This is a genomic window from Agarivorans sp. DSG3-1 (assembly GCF_046774965.1).
Classification (GTDB): domain Bacteria; phylum Pseudomonadota; class Gammaproteobacteria; order Enterobacterales; family Celerinatantimonadaceae; genus Agarivorans.
In genome coordinates this window covers 4,155,407-4,174,178 of record NZ_CP177241.1, presented here as the reverse complement: position 1 = coordinate 4,174,178, position 18,772 = coordinate 4,155,407, and the positions used below count along the sequence as shown (strand labels likewise).

Here is an 18,772-nt window from a genome sequence, read left to right as displayed (position 1 = left end):
ATAACATATGATATATACTGAATATATGAGTTGCGAGATCCGATTGGACTCACGAACAACAAAAAGGACACGCAGATGAGCGAGCAGCGTAATATCGCAGAAAATATTGCCGAAGATGAAGTACTACAATGGGTGACTTTTCAACTAGAAAGTGAGACCTATGGAATTAACGTAATGCAAGTGCAAGAAGTGCTGCGTTACACCGAGATAGCTCCTGTTCCTGGCGCACCAAACTACGTACTCGGTATTATCAATCTTCGTGGTAACGTGGTTACTGTTATTGATACTCGCTCGCGCTTTGGTTTGCCGTCATCAGACATTACTGAGAATTCCCGTATTGTTATTATTGAAGCTGAATCTCAAGTGATTGGTATTTTGGTGGATAGCGTAGCAGAAGTGGTTTATTTACGTTCTTCGGAAATTGATATTGCGCCAAATGTAGGCACTGAAGAAAGTGCTAAATTTATTCAAGGAGTAAGTAATCGTGATGGTCAATTGTTAATCCTAGTGGATTTAAACAAGTTGCTTTCAGATGAAGAGTGGGACGAAGTAAGCTCACTATAAATGGATTGGATTAATCTTATTGCCCTAGTGGTAACAGTGCTTTGCCTTAGTGGGGCCTTCTGGCTCCTTAGTAAGGCAAGGCAGCAAGCTGAAGCAAGTGAAAACAAAATGCTCAGCTTAGAAACGGTGACTAAAAACCTTCTTAAGACTCATCGAGTTATTGAAAAGCAATTGCAAGAGCTGCATGTTGCCAACGCTTCTTTAGTAAAAGAGCTTGAGCGCCAGAGTGATCAAGTCGAACAAGCATTTTTGCGAACCTCTCAAATTCAATCGCAAGACCCAGACAGTAAGTTATATACACGCGCTGTTAAATTGGTGGAATTAGGGGCGGATCTAGAAGAAGTAATGCGCGAATGTGAGTTACCAAAAGCTGAGGCTGAATTATTGCTTAGCTTGCGTAACAAGATGAAAGGCCAAGTAAGCTAAGCTTTATTTTTAGTGGCTCAGGTCTGCTCTGATAATTGCGACTTTAGAGGCACTTGTCGGCTTAGATTCTAGCCAACTTTTTTAGCCTAAATCAATTTACCACCAACTAATATTTCAAACGGAGCTAATGTGTTTACTTCCGTTTGATTAGTCTTCAACACTCCACCTTGTGGCTATCTAATCAGCTCCTATTACTAATAGTGCTGTTTTAAACGAATTTATCCATAGCTGATTATTATATTTTCGGTGCGAGCTTTAACTTACTCGTTGGTCTTAAAATAAACTTTGAATATTTGTTACTTAGCTTGCAAAGCGCTGTAAGCATGAGGTTAATTTAGCTGGCTAAGTTAGATTTAATGGTTAGCTGTGGTAACATCCAAGGCAATTATTTTGTCAAAATGATGATCGATGCTTAAAGCTAGTGAACTGTGTTGTGTAAGGGAAGAACGGGTATTGTTTGACGGGCTGTCTTTTACCTTACTCCCAGGAGAAATACTGCAAATAGCTGGCCCAAATGGGGCTGGTAAAACTAGTTTACTGCGGCTTATCGCAGGGCTTTCTCGCCCTGAAAGTGGTGAAATTATCTGGCAAGATCATTCTATTACTCAAGATGCCGACAGCTATCATCGAGATTGCCTTTATTTAGGTCATCATGCAGGGGTGAAAGCAGAGTTGAGTGCCTTAGAAAACCTCAGATTTTATTTAGGCTTAGCCGGGCAAAGTTTGGCGCAAGAGCAACTCTATGCTTTGTTAACTCGAGTAGGGCTAGCAGGCTTAGAAGAAGAGCCTGTTGCTCACCTTTCTGCTGGTCAACAAAGGCGCGTAGCGTTAGCGCGTTTATGGTTGGTAAAATGTAAGCTTTGGATCTTAGATGAACCCTTTACTGCAATTGATAAACAGGGTGTAGCGTATCTTGAACAAGTGATACTCGAACATGCTAAATCCGGTGGGATGGTGTTGCTTACCACGCACCAAGAACTAAATATTGCTGCTGAGCATTATCGAGTATTAGAGATAAAACCCGCCTTTGAAGAGGTGGTATAATGCAGGTTTTAATCACAGTCATTAAGCGCGAATTATTGGCTGCTTTTCGCCAAAAATCAGATGTACTAAACCCATTGTGGTTTATTCTGATTGTTATTACTTTGTTTCCTATCGCTGTAGGCCCCGAGCCTTTGTTATTGGCAAGAATAGCGCCCGGAATCTTATGGGTTGCTGCTTTGTTATCTTCGCTATTATCGTTAGAACGCTTGTTTCGCGATGATTATGCTGATGGCTCTTTAGAGCAGATGATTATTGGTGGCTCGCCGTTGGCCTTGATTGCTTTAGCGAAAATTGTCGCCCATTGGTTGATCACCGGCTTACCTATTTTGTTATTGTCGCCTTTGTTAGCAGTATTGCTGTCTCTAGAGTGGCAAAGTTTTCAAGCGACGTTCTATACCTTGGTTTTAGGTACGCCAGTCTTAAGTTTAATTGGTTCGGTTGGGGTGGCGTTAACGGTAGGTTTACGCAAAGGCGGAGTATTGCTCAGCTTACTTATCTTGCCGCTTTACATACCGGTGCTTATTTTTGCGACATCTGCGATTGAGGCTGCGTCTTTAAGCTTGCCCTATGCAGGGCATTTAGCGATTATGGGGGCAATTAGTTTACTGGCCTTAACACTGGCTCCTTTTGCTACCGCTGCCGCGCTAAAAGTTAGTATTAACTAAATATAATTAATTAAGTGAGAGAGTAAATACCATTATGTGGAAATGGTTACATCCTTACGCAAAACCTGAAGCCAGTTACCAATTAGCCGGTAAATTTGTGCCTTGGTTTAGTGTGTTTGCCGTTGTTTGTTTCGCTGTTGGATTGGTGTGGGGATTAGCCTTTGCTCCAGCAGATTATCAACAAGGCGATAGCTTTCGTATCATCTATATTCATGTACCTTCAGCCATTTTGTCGATGGGTGCATATTCCTCTATGGCCGTGGCTGCTTTTATTGGATTAGTCTGGCAGATTAAGCAAGCGGATATGTACGTAGCCGCTGTTGCGCCAGTAGGGGCGGTATTCACATTTATTGCTTTGTTCACCGGTGCCGCTTGGGGTAAGCCCATGTGGGGTGCTTGGTGGGTATGGGATGCGCGGTTAACCTCTGAATTAATTTTGCTGTTTTTGTATTTGGGTGTCATTGCCTTATATAACGCGTTCTCAGATAAAACCATGGCCGGCAGAGCGGCAGGCATTTTAAGCTTGGTGGGTGTTATTAACCTGCCGATTATTCACTACTCAGTAGAGTGGTGGAATACCCTGCATCAGGGAGCAACCATTACCAAATTTGATAAACCCTCAATAGATTCGGACATGTTATGGCCTTTGTTGCTGAACATTGCTGCTTTTACGTTTTTTTTGGGCGCAGTGAGTTTAGTGAGGTTTAGAACAGAACTATTACGCCGTGAGCAACGTAGACCATGGGTACAACAACTTATTAATCGCCACTCTCAGGCTAGAGGTTGAACGCCATGCAATTTGAATCAGTCAGTGATTTTTTAGCCATGGGCGGCTATGCATTTTATGTATGGCTAGCGTTTGGTGTTAGTGCTGCAGCCATGATCGCCATTGTGGTAGATAGCATAGTTAAACGTAATGCAATTTTTAAATCGGTGGCACGCCAATCGGCTCGCCAACAACGCGTACAAGCAGCAAAAGAGGTAACTGAACGCTTATGAACCCAAGACGTAAAAAACGCTTAACCATTGTGTTGGCCATTGTACTTGGATTGGGGGCGTCAATCGGCTTACTGCTATTTGCTTTGCAACAGAACATTGATTTGTTTTACACACCTACGGAGCTTGTGAAAGGCAAAGGCAAGCAAGAAGTGAAACCTGAGGTCGGCCAACGATTACGTATTGGTGGCTTGGTGCTACCAGGCACGGTGGAACGCTCACAAACTAGTTTACAAGTTAGCTTTAAGCTTAGTGACGCTGGCGGAGGAATTGTTACGGTACTTTATGAAGGCATACTTCCAGATTTATTCCGCGAAGGGCAAGGCATTGTGGCACAAGGTGAGTTAGTAGATGCAAACACCGTGTCGGCATTTGAAGTACTAGCAAAACATGACGAAGAATATATGCCACAGGAAGTGGCAGAAGCGTTAGAAGGAATGGAACACTTTAAACCCGAATATACAGAGGCCCAACTTCAGGGCTCTGGACACTAGAGACGGAACTATGATCCCGGAACTTGGACATTACGCCTTAATTTTGGCGGTTACTCTGGCTATTTTACAAAGCGTTTATCCCTTATGGGGCGCCAGTAAAAATAGCGTGGCCTTAATGAAGTTGGCGCGACCACTGGCCTTGGGGCAATTCGCCTTTGTTGGCTTGTCATTTGTGGTATTAAGTTACTCATTTGCCATTAATGATTTCTCCGTCGCTTATGTGGCTAATAACTCAAACAGTCAACTGCCCGTGTATTACCGACTATCTGCAGTTTGGGGGGCACACGAAGGCTCGCTATTGCTATGGGCACTTATTTTAGCTGGTTGGGGAGCTGCTGTGGCTATGTTTAGCCGTGGTTTGCCTTTAGATGCAGTGGCGCGCGTTGTTGCAGTTATGGGCATGATTTGTGTTGGTTTCTATTTGTTTATTCTGCTTACTTCGAATCCCTTCGATAGAACGTTGCCGTTCTTCCCGGTTGATGGACAAGACTTAAACCCCTTATTACAAGACGTTGGTTTGATATTCCATCCGCCGCTGCTGTACATGGGTTATGTAGGTTTCTCCGTAGCTTTTGCTTTTGCTATCGCTGCACTGCTCGCCGGGCGTTTAGATTCTACTTGGGCACGCTGGTCTCGCCCTTGGACAATGGCTGCATGGATATTCTTAACTGTAGGCATCGCACTAGGTAGTTGGTGGGCATACTACGAACTCGGTTGGGGTGGTTGGTGGTTCTGGGATCCAGTAGAAAATGCATCGTTTATGCCTTGGTTAGTGGGCACTGCTTTGTTGCATTCTTTAGCGGTAACTGAAAAGCGAGGAGTGTTTAAATCTTGGACGGTATTGCTGGCGATTTCAGCTTTCTCACTTAGCTTATTAGGTACCTTTTTAGTTCGTTCAGGAGTATTGGTTTCGGTACATGCATTTGCTAGTGACCCTGCTCGTGGCTTGTTTATTCTAGGCTTTTTACTAGTAGTGATTGGTGGTTCATTACTGCTGTTCGCTATTCGCGGCTCTCAAGTTAAAAGCCGTGGTAGTTATAGCTTGTTTTCACGAGAAACCTTTTTGCTGATTAACAATATCCTGTTGATCGCGGCGTTAGTGGTGGTGTTGCTAGGCACCTTGTTGCCGCTAGTGCATAAAGAGATAGGCTTAGGCAGTATTTCTATTGGTGAAGCGTTTTTTAACAGAATGTTTAGCTGGATGATTGTGCCATTTGCTTTGGCTTTAGGCATTGGCCCGCTGCTGCGATGGAAACGTCAAGATATACGACCACTTAAAAAGTCTTTAAGCCTTATCGCTGTGTTTAGTTTAGCGGTTCCGGCACTGTTGCTGGTAATGCTTGCGCCAAAATTTTATGCCTTAGCCTATATGGCCTTAGTGTTATCTTTTTGGGTGATTGCTTGTACCGCCCTAGAAGTGTATTTACGGGCAACGCATCGCCACAGCTTTATGAAAGGCGTTAAAGTACTTAGCCGCTCTCACTGGGCAATGGTATTAGGCCATCTGGGTTTGGCTGTAACGGTCATTGGTGTTTCCATGACTAGCCATTACAGTATTGAACGCGATTTGCGTATGGAGGCGGGTGAATCGGTTACCTTCGCTGCCTATCGTTTCCACTTTAAAGAAGTTAACCCTTTAGTTGGCCCTAACTATGAAGGTCACGTTGGGGTGATTGACGTATACAAAGGCGAACAGCTTGCTACTACTTTACGCGCAGAAAAACGTTTCTACCGTGTGCAGCGCAATATGATGACAGAAGCAGCCATTGACGCTGGCTTGTGGCGAGACCTTTATGCTGCAATGGGTGAGCAATTGCCCGGAGGTGCGTGGGCTGTACGCTTGTACTACAAGCCATTTATTCGTTGGATTTGGTTAGGCTCTATCATTATGGCTATTGGTGGCATTTTTGCTATGGCGGATAAACGTTACCGCTTTAAAGTGAAACAAGAGCAGTTGAGTGACAAAACTCCTGCTCAAGCTAAAGCATTAGCGGAGGAGTCGTAAGTGAACAAACGCGCGATGTATTTCCTTTTGCCACTGATCGCATTTTTGTTTATGGCGGTGTTTTTATATCGCGGTTTATATAGCGATGCCACAGAGCTTGAGTCGGTACTTATTGGTAAGCCAGTGCCTCAATTCACTTTGCAGGATATTTATCAGCAAGACAAACAACATGACGCTGCTATTTTCAAAGGGCAGCCTCTGTTGTTGAATGTGTGGGCAACGTGGTGCCCAACCTGTCGAGCGGAGCATACCTTCTTGAATTCGTTAGCGGCACAAGGCGTAAAAATTGTCGGCCTTAATTACAAAGACGACCGAAGCAAAGCAATTAAGTGGTTAGAGCAATTAGGCAATCCTTATCAAGTGAACTTGTACGATGGTAAGGGCTTACTCGCTCTCGACTTAGGGGTATACGGTGCACCTGAGACTTACTTTATTGATAGCCAAGGTGTTATTCGTTATCGCCATGTGGGCGACGTGAACGCTCGTAACTGGCAAGAAACCCTCGGTCCTATTTTTAGTGGCTTGGAGTAACGATGAACAAACATCTACGAAGTATTCTGGTCGCCTTATGTTTTTGTGTGCCAATAGTGGCCAATGCTGCGATTGAGGCACATGAGTTTGATTCTCCAGAGCAAGAAGAGCTTTTTAGGGAGTTAACCCGTGAACTACGTTGTCCTAAGTGCCAGAACAATAATATCTCTGATTCAAATGCTGGTTTAGCCCAAGACTTACGGGAAAAGACTTATCAAATGGTGAAGTCGGGTAGTGATAAACAGCAAGTTCTAGATTATATGGTGGCGCGTTATGGCAATTTTGTTCGTTACGACCCACCACTAACACCTGCAGTACTAACGCTTTGGTTAGCTCCTATTGGCATTATTTTTATTGGTGGTTTTACAGTTTGGCGCTTAGCCAGGCGTAAAAAAAGCGCTCAGCCAGAGTTAGATTCACAGGAACAACAACGCTTAGCAGAGTTGCTTAAACAAACGGAGCAAAAGAAATAATGACAGTATTCTGGTTAGCTGCCACCGTTCTTACTATTGTAGCGTTAGCAATAATAGTGTTGCCGCTTTGGAAGCAAAGACAATCGAAGTCGGTCACCCAAACTGAGTTAAATAAAACTCTCTATAAAGACCGCTTAGTTGAAATTGAGCAAGAAAACCAACAAGGTTTAACCGAAGACAGTGACGTGCTAGTGAGTGAACTACAGCACAATTTGTTAGACGATATTCCTGAGGAAACAGCCAAAGAGCAATCTCATGTATCAGCTTGGGTAGCGATTCCTGGTGTGGTGTTTATTATCGCTTTATCTATTGGTATGTATGCAAGCCTAGGCGGTTCAAAACAAGTTCAAGATTGGCAAGACATTGTTCAACAAATGCCCGAGCTAAGTAATAAAGTGTTACTTGGTGAGGGAGGAGAAGTAACCGAGCAAGATTTGTCGAACTTCGCATTGGGCTTGCGAACTAAATTGCATAACGATCCTTCAGATACTCGTGGTTGGTTTTTGTTAGCTAAAGTCGGCCAAGCACTTAATCGTTTAGATATTATGATGGATGCAGCAGAACAAGCTTATATGCGTGACTCTAACAGCGCCAATATTGTGGCTGTGTATGTTCAGTCTTTGTTCTACAGCGGCGAGCCAAATCAAGCGGCAAGAGCAGAGCGAATTTTGGTGCTAGCCTTACAAAAAGACTCGAGCCAGTTAGAGTTATGGTCGTTATATGCATTTATGGCTTTAGAGCAGCAACAGTTTCAGTTAGCGATAGACCGCTGGCAAACAATGCAAGGTTTGGTTGATGTAGACTCTGAACGTTATCAAATGCTTGGACAAAGCATCGAGTTTGCTAAAGGACAAATTGACGCTCAGCAGCAATCTCGGCCAGCTGAAGTTGTGAGTGTTGACCCAGTAGTACCAAGTGGACCTAGTTATAGTATTACCGTTGATGTTAAAGATGGCTTAGCGGTACCAGATTCTAGCTTTTTGTTTGTGTTTGCTAAATCGGTAAATGGCCCGCCGATGCCTTTAGCGGCTAAAAAGGTTGCTCACCCTCGCTTCCCTGTTACGGTGAACTTATCCGACAGTGATAGCATGATGGAAGGGTTGAAGTTGTCGCAGCAAGGGGACTTCTACATTACCGCGCGTTTGTCGTATGACAATAATGTACAAACTACCGATGGTGATTGGGAAGGAAAATCTTCTGCTATATCTCAAGGTGGTGATAGCCCAATACAGTTAGTCATTGATACCCAGCTATAACTTTGTATTAATACTGTAAGCAATAATAGTTTTTACTATTCACATTAGGCTATCGGTGCCATAATAAACTTAGGTTGCTTAGCAACCTTTTTTATTTGTGTCGCAACTAGCTATCACTGTTTAGTTTTGCGAGTAGTACAAGACCAAGGAAGGGGCACTGGGTGCGTAGTGTTGTTATAGCTTTTGCGATGTTTAGCGCTATTTTTTCAACTGCATTCTCAACATCAGCAAATGAAGTTGAAGAACTTCCTGAGCCTTATCAAGATTTTTCCGACCCCTTTGAAAGCTTCAATCGAAGCATGTGGAACTTCAATTATAACTACTTAGACAAACCGCTTTACCGACCAGTCACTCACGTTTACGCAGAGTATATTCCTTTTGGATTACGCGAAGCGATGAATAATGTTATTCGAAACTTAGAAGAGCCTGCGAGTTTTGCCAACCATTTATTGCAAGGCAAAGTCGAACGCGCCTCTAATAATTTAGTTCGCTTTTTGTTTAATTCTAGTTTTGGCATTTTTGGTGTTTTTGATCTAATGGGACGCTCAGGTGTAAAGCGTGACATAGAAGAATTTGGCGATGTGATGGGCTTTTATGGTGTGCCAGAAGGTCCCTACGTAATGTTGCCTGTACTCGGACCTACCACTGTACGTAAAGAAGTGGGTGATTGGGTTGATGCATTTGCTTCACCGCTGACTAATCTAACGTTTGCAGAACAAGTGATTAAATGGGGCTTAGATGGTCTCTATAAACGTGCATCTGTCATTGAACAAGAACCTTTGCTAGACAACTCCCTTGACAGCTATACTTTCGTAAAAGATGCCTACCTGCAATATCGTTTATATCGTTTTTATAACGGTAAACCGCCTACCAGTTCTAAAGAAGACATAGATTCAGCTTTAGAAGATTATTTAGATGAGATCGAAGAATATTAACTAAGCTATGGTATCAACCAGTTGCAGTTGCAGAAAAAGCGATCTACGCAGAGAGTTGTGTTTACTTTTATTTGATGGCTCATGGTTTCTTTCTATAAGTTATAAATTTTGAACTCGCTAACTAGCGTTATTTACAATTTACTTATATAGTCAACTGATTAGACCATTGGTCTCTTACTAACTTATTAATTAATAAAGGGAAGTTTACGGGGAATGCAACAGCGGGACGATAATCCACTGTATGGAATTTCTATTTTGGTTGTTGAGGATGAAGTTGTTTTTCGTCAGCAGCTGCTTGCCTTTTTAACCCAGCAGGGTGCAATGGTTGGGGTTGTTGAAGATGGTTTACAAGCTTTAGACGCAATTGCTCAGCAGCACTACGACATTATCTTGATGGATCTAATGATGCCCCGTATGAATGGGGTAGAGCTGCTGCAGCGCTTAGATAATTACAACGGCAGCGTTGTGGTTATTTCTGGAAAAAGCTCCATGGCCGATTTGCGAAAAGTACTGCAATTAGGGGCTTGTGATTTCCTAGTTAAACCCTTAACTGACTTTAACGAACTTACTCATACCATTCTCTCCAATCTCTCAATGGCTGATGACCATAGTTTGCAAATGGAGTTTGCTGAGTTCGATGAACATAAAGTTCACTTCAAAACCAACGATGCCCAAGCAAGTTTAGTGTTACGAGAGATTTTGCCAGAAGCAACTCAGGAAGTGATTGGTTTTTTTTGTCATTACCGCTTAAAAGGCCAAACCTTATTCCCAATTATTAAACAAATTGATGAAAACCACGTAGGCTTTTTGGTGGTAGATATTTGTTTATTGGGCGATGAAGGCGTAGTTGCTGCTGTGATCATTAATGGCTTTTTCCAAGACATGTGGAATCGCTTTTTAGTCAACGACCCCACAGCATTACAACCCAGTGAAGCCTTAAGTAACTTAAATCGAATCATTAAAGCGGCAGATTTACGTGCTCCTGTGGCCTGTTTGTACGGTATTATTGAACATGACCAAGTATTGTTTGCCAACGCTGGTCTGTTAGACGCACCAGCGCCGTTTAATACCGCCCACCCCGGTTTAGCCTTGGGCTTAAATGCCGAAGCTCACTATCTCGAGTCGATTAGTAAGCTTTCTGATATCGGCTTTAGCTTACGTTTCAAAAACCTCGCTGATGATCGAATAAACCTGAAGTTATTTCCGGTAAGCTGAATTCATTTATCTGAGATTTTTAGAGGTTGCTTTGAAACGTAAAGGAATAGTTTTAGCTGGGGGTTCTGGGACTCGCTTATACCCCATAACCCAAGTGATTAGTAAACAACTAATGCCTATCTATGATAAGCCGATGATCTATTATCCAATAGCCACATTGATGCTAGCGGGGATCACCGAAATCTTAATCATTTCTACGCCTGACGATCTTCCCCGTTTCCAAAAGCTTTTAGGTAATGGCTCCCAGTGGGGAGTAACATTTGAATATGCAGTGCAAAATTCCCCAGATGGTATTGCTCAAGCATTGTTAATCGCAGAAACCTTTCTGGATGGCAATCCTACATGCTTAGTTTTAGGTGACAATCTGTTTTATGGACAGGGTTTATCTCTAGCTTTAAGCTCTGCTGCTAAACAAAGAGAAGGGTCGTGCGTTTTTGGTTACCATGTAACAGATGCAGAAAGATATGGTGTGGTTGAGTTTGATAAAAATGGAAAAGTGTTGTCTATCGAGGAAAAGCCAGAAGTGCCCAAATCAAGTTTTGCGGTTACTGGTTGCTATTTTTTTGATAATCAAGCGGTTAACTTAGCTAAACAGCTTAAACCTTCCAAGCGCGGTGAACTAGAAATTACAGATCTAATAAACTTATATTTGGAACAAGGGTTATTAAAAGTTCAGTTACTCGGTCGCGGTAGCGCATGGTTAGACACGGGTACTCATGACTCTTTGCTTGAAGCTGGACAGTTTATTGCCGTTTTGGAGAAACGACAAGGTTTGAAAGTTTGCTGTCCAGAAGAAATAGCGTATCGACTTGGATTAATTAGCGCTCAACAACTAAAAGCATTAGCTGAGCCAATGCTCAATAACTCCTATGGTAAATACCTAAATGCACTTGTACCTTAAGCCCTGATAGTGAGTCTTTATATGAATAAACGAATGTTGGTAACCGGAGGAGCGGGCTTTATTGGCGCTAACTTTGTGCACTATTGGTTACAACATCACCCTAAAGATCAACTTGTTGTTTTAGATTCTCTGACTTATGCAGGGAATAAAGTGAGTCTTGCTAAGGTTGAAAGTCACGCAAATTTTAAATTTGTGCTTGGAGATATTTGTAATACTGATTTAGTGGCGAGTTTGTTAGATGAAGAAAAACTTAATACCATTGTTCATTTTGCTGCAGAGTCTCATGTCGACCGCTCGATTACCGGACCTGATGCTTTTATCGAAACTAACATTATAGGAACCTACAGTTTATTAAAAGCAGCAAAAAGGGTTTGGATTGATAACCCTAATATCTTGGGTATGCCGTCGTTAGTGCATCGGTTTCACCACGTTAGTACAGATGAGGTATACGGAACACTTGGTCCCAACGACCCCGCTTTTTCGGAAAACAGCCAATATGCACCTAACTCGCCCTATTCAGCAAGCAAGGCTGCAAGCGATCATCTAGTTCGCGCTTATCACCATACTTACGGTTTGAAAGTAACTACTTCTAATTGTTCAAATAATTACGGTCCTTATCATTTTCCTGAGAAACTCATCCCATTAGTGATTACTAATATACTAGGCGACAAAACTTTGCCTGTTTATGGTGATGGGATGCAAGTTCGAGATTGGCTTTTTGTGGAAGATCATGCTCGAGGTATCGAGCTGGTTCTAAATAAAGGGCGAATAGGAGAAAACTACAATATCGGTGGTAATAATGAGTGGGCAAATATTGATATTGTAAAGTTGGTTTGCCAATTATTGAACCGTCGTTTCAAAAAATCATCTGAATTGGCTAGTCAGTATCCACTGGCTAAAGCCGCTATTGCAGGTAAAGCGGAATCGTTAATTAGTTTTGTTGATGATAGACCGGGGCATGATCGCAGATATGCAATTGATGCTAGAAAAACTCAACAAGAATTAGGCTACGTTCCATCGGTGTCTTTTGAACAAGGCATTGAACTTACTATTGATTGGTATTTAAGCGCTCAAAATTGGTTGAAAGCACTTTAGTGAAAACAGAGTTTTAAAGGTTCTGTTGTTCAACCATCCATCTCTATTTTTTATACGACACAAAACCTAGGTATTCCTTACATCACGTTCCTGAATGCAGAAGTTCATATAGCCTTAGAATCACAAGTTATTAAAAGTAGCATAATGTTATAGAGCGGTTACTAGTAGTAGCTAGCTTTATCAGTTAGTCTGAGCTTGTTTTATATTCGATTACGATATAACGAACTAAGAGCTGAAGACTAAATGGAAAATTATAATTTAACTCATCTAAAAGCATTAGAAGCCGAGAGTATTCATATCATTCGCGAAGTAGCGGCTGAATTTGACAACCCGGTAATGCTCTATTCTGTGGGTAAAGACTCCGCGGTAATGCTTCATTTAGCGCGCAAGGCTTTTTACCCAGGAAAAATACCTTTCCCATTGCTTCATGTGGATACCGACTGGAAATTTAAAGAAATGATCCAGTTTCGCGACCACATGGCAAAAAAATATGATTTTGAATTGCTAGTGCATAAAAACCCTGAGGGTATGGAAATGGGCATTGGTCCATTTACGCATGGTAGTGCTGTGCATACCGATGTGATGAAAACTCAAGGTTTGAAGCAAGCCCTCAATAAATACCAGTTTGATGCAGCCTTTGGTGGTGCACGCCGCGATGAAGAGAAATCTCGCGCTAAAGAACGTGTTTATTCATTCCGCGATAAAAACCATCGCTGGGATCCAAAGTCACAACGACCAGAGCTATGGAACACCTATAACTCAAAAGTGAATAAGGGCGAGAGTATTCGTGTATTCCCGCTATCTAACTGGACTGAGCTGGATATCTGGCAATACATCTTTTTAGAAAACATCGATATTGTGCCTCTTTACCTTTCTCAAAAGCGTCCCGTTGTAGAGCGCGATGGTACCTTGATTATGGTTGATGATGACCGTATGCCTATAGAAGAGGGTGAAATACAGCACAAAATGGTGCGTTTCCGTACTTTAGGCTGTTACCCATTAACCGGCGCGGTTGAGTCTGAAGCCACCACTTTGCAAGAAGTTATTCAAGAAATGCTGCTGACCAAAACCTCTGAGCGACAAGGCCGTGTGATTGATCATGATAGTGCCGGCTCAATGGAGAAGAAAAAGATGGAAGGTTACTTTTAACGTAATTGTCTAGTTAATCGTACCAAGTAGCATTTTTGCCAAGCAAACGTTTGGCGTTTTTAGAACAGAATTTATGAGCCTAGTAAATAACTAGGAAAGTGAGGGAAACATGTCTCATCAATCAGCACTGATCGCTTCAGATATTGAAGAGTATTTACAACAGCATGAACAAAAGCAACTACTGCGTTTATTAACCTGCGGTAGCGTAGACGACGGTAAAAGCACCTTAATTGGTCGCTTGTTGCATGATTCAAAGATGATCTTTGAAGACCAACTCGCCACCATTAAAAATGACTCTAAGCGGTTTAATACCACTGATGGTGAGTTTGATTTAGCCCTGTTGGTTGATGGCTTGCAGTCTGAGCGAGAGCAGGGCATTACTATCGACGTTGCTTATCGCTATTTCTCGACCGATAAACGCAAGTTTATTATTGCCGACACTCCAGGGCACGAGCAATACACTCGAAACATGGCTACAGGTGCCTCTAACTGTGACTTAGCGATTGTGATGATTGACGCTCGTTACGGTGTGCAGGTTCAAACTCGTCGGCATAGCTTTATTGTTTCAACTCTTGGCATTAAGCAAGTCATTGTAGCTATTAACAAAATGGACTTAGTTGAGTTTTCTGAAGCGCGTTTTGAAGAAATTAAAGCCGAGTATCAAAAGTTTGCTGAGAACCTAAACATAGAACACATTAAGTTCGTGCCTATCTCTGCGCTTAATGGCGATAACGTTGTTGAACGTAGTGAGCAAAGTGCTTGGTATCATGGCGAAACGTTGATGGGCATGCTTGAATCGGCACCTATTAGTGCGGGTCAAAACTTCGATGATTTTCGTTTCCCTGTGCAATATGTCAATCGCCCTAATTTAGATTTCCGTGGTTTTTGCGGAACAATCAGTTCGGGTGTTGTTCGCAAAGGTGACGAAGTAACATCGCTGCCATCGGGTAAGACCTCAAAAGTTAAAAGCATTGTTACTTTTGACGGTGAGTTAGAAGAAGCATATGCGCCAATGGCGGTAACGCTTACCCTAGAAGATGAAATTGATGCTAGCCGCGGTAACATGCTGGTGCATAACAATAATAAACCTTGGGTAGCGAGCAGTGCAGAAGCTACCATAGTGTGGATGGCTGAAGAGCCGCTTATCGCTAACAAACAGTACGATTTTAAACTGGCATCTAAAACAACGTCTGGCTCTGTGGCTAAAATTGAACACCAAATTGACGTAAACACCTTAGATGAGCAGGAAGCTGTACGTTTAGGCTTGAACGAGATTGGTGTATGCCAAATCCAATTCAGCCAACAGGTCGCTTTTGACGCTTACGATATGGCCAAAGGGACGGGTTCTTTCATTATTATCGACCGTATTTCTAATGTAACTGTGGGTGCGGGTGTAATAAAAGCCAAAGGTAACTTAGAAGAAGCAAGCCAACAGCATGAGTTCTCTGCTTTTGAACTAGAACTTAACGCCTTGGTTCGCAAACACTTCCCACATTGGGATGCTAAAGACTTAAGCGATTTACTTAAGTAATGAGCATTCAGGCAATAATGGTGTCGGTGATTTTCGTTGGCACCATTGCGTCTTTAATACGCTATCAGCAGTACCCCGCTAAAATATTTGGTGGGGTAATGCTGTTGCTGTTTGTACTGGACTTAGTCAGTACCGAGCAGCTTCTTGATAGCGTATCTAATCAAGGTTTAATGACCTTGGTACTATTGATGTTGTGTTCTATTGCCTTGGAAAAAACCCGCTTACTAAGAGTATTGGCCGCATCCATTATTAAGCCTTCACTACGTGTTACTTGGATAAGGCTGTTCTCAACCACGGTGTTGTCATCAGCAGCGCTTAATAATACTGCCGTTGTAGCAACGCTATTAGCCCCTATTCGTAACAACCCTTATCACAGCGCCAGTCGCTTATTGTTACCTTTGTCTTACGCGGCTATCCTGGGTGGCACACTAACTCTGATTGGTACTTCGACGAACCTTATCGTAAATAGTCTGTTAATTGAGAGCACTGGCGAAAGCTTGGGTTTTTTTGATTTTACCTTAATTGGCTTAGTGGCAGTGGTTTTTTGCGGCATCACCTTAGCCTTTTTCTCGCGTTATTTGCCTGACCATAAACGCGAAGAAAATCATTACCATCGTTATTTTATTGACGCAAAAATTCAAGCAGATTCAACACTCATTGGTAAAAGTGTTGAAGAGAATGGTCTACGCCACTTAGAGTCTTTATTCTTAGTCGAAATCGTTCGAGATGGAAAACTAATTAGCCCTGTTGCTCCTAGCGAAGTGATGCAACAAAGCGATCGTTTAATCTTTAGTGGTGATGTCACTAAGGTAATGCAGTTAAATCAATTCTCAGGCTTACAAACTTTTGCTGATTCAAACGGCTTACTAGGGTCGAATCTAACTGAAGTGGTTATTCGACCGGAAAGCATGTTAGTAGGCAAAAGTTTAAAGGGTGCAGGGTTTCGAGCTCGGTTTGATGCTGCCGTAGTGGCTATAAAACGCGATGGAGAGCGGGTATCCGGCAAGCTTGGTGAAGCTACGCTTCAAGCGGGTGATTTTTTAGTATTGGCGGTGGGTGGCGATTTTAAATCGAGAACCAATTTAGCGAAGAACTTTATTGTAGTGAGTGGTGTTGAACCTGATACTCGCTTAAATGGACTTTCTGAAATTATTGCCATTGGTGGTTATATACTTGCGGTTGGCAGTGCAGCTCTTGGTTTGATTAGCTTATTTAAAGCCATGGTGCTATTGCTCGGTGGCTTGATTTTCTTCAGGTGTTTAACGCCTAGCGAATTAGTGAGGCGCTTCCCCAAGGAAATTTGGTTGATAGTCGCTTCTGCCTTGGCGTTATCGCAAGCGATGCATAACGCAGGTTTGGTAGAGCTTTTAGAAAGCGCTTTTAATGGTGGTATAGACGGCCAGTGGATCTTTATTAGCTTGTTTATGTTGTACCTGCTTACCTGGATATTCACCGAACTGGTGACGAACAACGCAGCTGCTGCCTTGATGTTTCCTGTAGCTTATGGTTTAGCTAATGCCTTAGGCGCTAACCCCATGACCTTTGTAATGACAGTCGCGTTTGCGGCTAGTGCCAGCTTCGTGAGTCCTTACGGCTATCAAACAAATTTGATGGTTTACAACGCAGGGCGCTATAGCCTGCGAGACTTTGTAAAATTAGGTTTTCCTGTAGCTGTTGTATATGGCGCAGTAGTATTAACATTGGTTCCAATGGTCTTTCCATTATAGGCCGTTAGTTATATAGAATTGAGTAGGGTGAACATGGACATCAAAAGTGAAAATGTAGTTTGGCATAACCATAGCGTTAATCGTGAGCTGCGTGTAATGAAAAAAGGCCATAAACCTTGTGTGCTTTGGTTTACTGGCTTAAGTGGCTCTGGCAAATCAACCATTGCTAATGCCGTAGATTATTTGTTGTATCAACGTGGTGTTCATACCTACGTGCTTGATGGTGACAACGTTCGACATGGTCTAAATGGAGACTTAGGTTTCTCTGATACGGACAGGGTTGAAAATATTCGCCGAATTGGTGAAGTGGCTAAGCTCTTTGTTGATGCAGGCCTAGTTGTTTCTACTGCCTTTATTTCCCCTTTTAAGGCTGATCGTAGCTTAGTTCGAAATCAGCTCGATGCCGGTGAGTTCTTCGAAGTATTTATTGATACGCCTTTAGAAGTGTGCGAGCAAAGAGATCCAAAAGGTCTGTACAAAAAAGCGCGCAGTGGCGAAATTAAAAACTTCACCGGTATAAGTTCTACCTACGAAGCACCAGAGCAGGCGGATGTGCATGTAAACACAGATGGCAAGTCTATAGAACAGTGCGCCGAGTATGTTGTTGCCGCATTAGTAAGCGCTGGCATTATTAAAGCCTAAGCTACGGGCTGATTGTAAGGAGCTTCTGTTGAGACATATCGATATATTTAATGGTGATGCGGACGGGATTATCTCTCTGATTCAACTGCGCTTGAATGAGCCTAAAGACAGCATTTTGGTCACTGGAGTTAAACGAGATAATCAGTTGATGAATGATTTTGAGTTTAAAGCAGCTGACCAAGTGACAGTATTAGATATATCCATGGAGAAAAATCAAGCTGGCCTAAAGCAAGCTTTAGACCTTGGCGCGCAGGTTGAATATTTCGATCATCACCGTGCTGGTGATATTCCACAGCACGATAATCTTTTTGCTCAAATAGATACCAGCGCCGACATGTGTACTGCATTGCTAGTGGATGCAAAGCTAAAAGGTAAGTATCGCCATTGGGCTATTGCGGCAGCTTACGGCGATAACTTGATTGCTAAAGCTAATGAGCTTGCCGAGGCAGAGGGCTTAAATAAAGAGCAGCGCAATCAACTAAAAGAACTTGGTGTATTGGTTAACTATAATGGCTATGGTTCAAGTATTGAAGACCTTCACTTTGCGCCGGCGGAGCTGTTTAATCAATTACGTTCATACCACTCTCCATTTGACGTAATAACTGATCCAAACTCGCCTTTTCGTGAGCTTAAAAAAGCCTATGAACAAGACATGTCTTTAGCTAAAAGTGTCTCTCCTCATTATCAGTCTTCTAGTTTAAAAGTAGTTATTTTACCGAATTCAAGCTGGGCTAGAAGGGTAAGCGGTGTTTTGGGCAATGAACTAGCAAACTCTGACCCATCTAGAGCACATTTAATATTAACAAAACGCAATAGTGACACTTCAGTGGTTAGCCTGCGATCTCCAATTAGTAAAAAGTATGGCGCTGGTGACATTTGTGCAAAGTACGATACGGGTGGGGGACGCGAATCGTCGGCGGGTATAAATAACTTCCCTTTAGCGTCACTCAATTCACTTGTGTCTGATATAGAAAGTTTCTACTGCGTTAAATCGTTGGATCAAAAGACTAATATTTAACCTGTCGATACTCTTTATACTTGCTTTGTGTCAAATTTAAATCAATTAAACCTACCGCTTCGTAAAACTGTACCGTTATGTAATTTATTGTTTTAACAATGAATA

At 42.4% G+C, this 18,772-nt stretch carries 20 protein-coding genes; all 20 read left to right on the top strand.

Annotated elements, in window-relative coordinates; translation table 11 throughout:
* Positions 1-75 precede the first annotated feature (75 nt).
* The 20 genes from ACLD71_RS19365 (at position 76) to ACLD71_RS19270 (ending at position 18,667) form a co-directional block, all read left to right on the top strand.
* Positions 76-564, top strand: a complete 489-nt coding sequence (locus ACLD71_RS19365) for a chemotaxis protein CheW (protein WP_016401689.1) — start codon at positions 76-78, stop codon at positions 562-564.
* Positions 565-990, top strand: a complete 426-nt coding sequence (locus tag ACLD71_RS19360) for a DUF2802 domain-containing protein (protein ID WP_137671384.1) — start codon at positions 565-567, stop codon at positions 988-990.
* 408 nt (positions 991-1,398) lie between these two features.
* Positions 1,399-2,034, top strand: coding sequence for a cytochrome c biogenesis heme-transporting ATPase CcmA (gene ccmA / locus ACLD71_RS19355; RefSeq protein ID WP_411991708.1), 636 nt, complete (start codon positions 1,399-1,401; stop codon positions 2,032-2,034).
* Entirely contained in the window at positions 2,034-2,699 is a 666-nt protein-coding gene (gene ccmB, locus ACLD71_RS19350; protein ID WP_411991707.1) for a heme exporter protein CcmB, read from the top strand. Before ccmA ends, ccmB begins: the two co-directional genes overlap by 1 nt.
* A 34-nt stretch (positions 2,700-2,733) precedes the next feature.
* Entirely contained in the window at positions 2,734-3,486 is a 753-nt protein-coding gene (locus ACLD71_RS19345; protein ID WP_411991706.1) for a heme ABC transporter permease, read from the top strand.
* Positions 3,487-3,491: 5 nt separating this feature from the next.
* Positions 3,492-3,698: a heme exporter protein CcmD gene (gene ccmD / locus ACLD71_RS19340; RefSeq protein ID WP_303514323.1), complete on the top strand. Its 207-nt coding sequence runs from the start codon at positions 3,492-3,494 to the stop codon at positions 3,696-3,698.
* Positions 3,695-4,189, top strand: coding sequence for a cytochrome c maturation protein CcmE (gene ccmE, locus ACLD71_RS19335; RefSeq protein ID WP_137671379.1), 495 nt, complete (start codon positions 3,695-3,697; stop codon positions 4,187-4,189). The genes ccmD and ccmE overlap by 4 nt, the downstream gene beginning before the upstream one ends.
* Before the next feature lie 10 nt (positions 4,190-4,199).
* Entirely contained in the window at positions 4,200-6,194 is a 1,995-nt protein-coding gene (locus ACLD71_RS19330; RefSeq protein WP_137671378.1) for a heme lyase CcmF/NrfE family subunit, read from the top strand.
* Entirely contained in the window at positions 6,195-6,725 is a 531-nt protein-coding gene (locus tag ACLD71_RS19325; RefSeq protein WP_137671377.1) for a DsbE family thiol:disulfide interchange protein, read from the top strand.
* A 2-nt stretch (positions 6,726-6,727) separates the two neighbouring features.
* Positions 6,728-7,198, top strand: coding sequence for a cytochrome c-type biogenesis protein CcmH (locus ACLD71_RS19320; RefSeq protein ID WP_411991705.1), 471 nt, complete (start codon positions 6,728-6,730; stop codon positions 7,196-7,198).
* Positions 7,198-8,454, top strand: a complete 1,257-nt coding sequence (ccmI, locus tag ACLD71_RS19315) for a c-type cytochrome biogenesis protein CcmI (RefSeq protein WP_411991704.1) — start codon at positions 7,198-7,200, stop codon at positions 8,452-8,454. The genes ACLD71_RS19320 and ccmI overlap by 1 nt, the downstream gene beginning before the upstream one ends.
* A 161-nt stretch (positions 8,455-8,615) precedes the next feature.
* The gene (locus ACLD71_RS19310; RefSeq protein WP_137671374.1) at positions 8,616-9,389 is read left to right on the top strand and encodes a VacJ family lipoprotein; all 774 of its coding nucleotides are present in this window, start codon (positions 8,616-8,618) and stop codon (positions 9,387-9,389) included.
* A 213-nt stretch (positions 9,390-9,602) separates the two neighbouring features.
* Positions 9,603-10,604 (top strand): response regulator, encoded by a 1,002-nt coding sequence (locus tag ACLD71_RS19305; RefSeq protein ID WP_303552978.1) that lies wholly within the window; start codon positions 9,603-9,605, stop codon positions 10,602-10,604.
* 31 nt (positions 10,605-10,635) lie between these two features.
* Complete coding sequence (rfbA, locus tag ACLD71_RS19300; RefSeq protein WP_303552979.1) at positions 10,636-11,505, top strand: glucose-1-phosphate thymidylyltransferase RfbA; 870 nt, start codon at positions 10,636-10,638, stop codon at positions 11,503-11,505.
* A gap of 21 nt (positions 11,506-11,526) precedes the next feature.
* The gene (gene rfbB, locus ACLD71_RS19295; protein ID WP_411991703.1) at positions 11,527-12,600 is read left to right on the top strand and encodes a dTDP-glucose 4,6-dehydratase; all 1,074 of its coding nucleotides are present in this window, start codon (positions 11,527-11,529) and stop codon (positions 12,598-12,600) included.
* Positions 12,601-12,843: 243 nt separating this feature from the next.
* Positions 12,844-13,749, top strand: coding sequence for a sulfate adenylyltransferase subunit CysD (cysD, locus tag ACLD71_RS19290; protein ID WP_411991702.1), 906 nt, complete (start codon positions 12,844-12,846; stop codon positions 13,747-13,749).
* 109 nt (positions 13,750-13,858) lie between these two features.
* Entirely contained in the window at positions 13,859-15,280 is a 1,422-nt protein-coding gene (gene cysN, locus ACLD71_RS19285) for a sulfate adenylyltransferase subunit CysN (RefSeq protein WP_411991701.1), read from the top strand.
* Complete coding sequence (locus tag ACLD71_RS19280) at positions 15,280-17,007, top strand: SLC13 family permease (protein WP_411991700.1); 1,728 nt, start codon at positions 15,280-15,282, stop codon at positions 17,005-17,007. The genes cysN and ACLD71_RS19280 overlap by 1 nt, the downstream gene beginning before the upstream one ends.
* A 33-nt stretch (positions 17,008-17,040) precedes the next feature.
* Positions 17,041-17,649, top strand: a complete 609-nt coding sequence (gene cysC, locus ACLD71_RS19275) for an adenylyl-sulfate kinase (protein WP_303514349.1) — start codon at positions 17,041-17,043, stop codon at positions 17,647-17,649.
* 28 nt (positions 17,650-17,677) lie between these two features.
* Positions 17,678-18,667 (top strand): DHH family phosphoesterase, encoded by a 990-nt coding sequence (locus ACLD71_RS19270; RefSeq protein ID WP_411991699.1) that lies wholly within the window; start codon positions 17,678-17,680, stop codon positions 18,665-18,667.
* Positions 18,668-18,772: the final 105 nt, after the last annotated feature.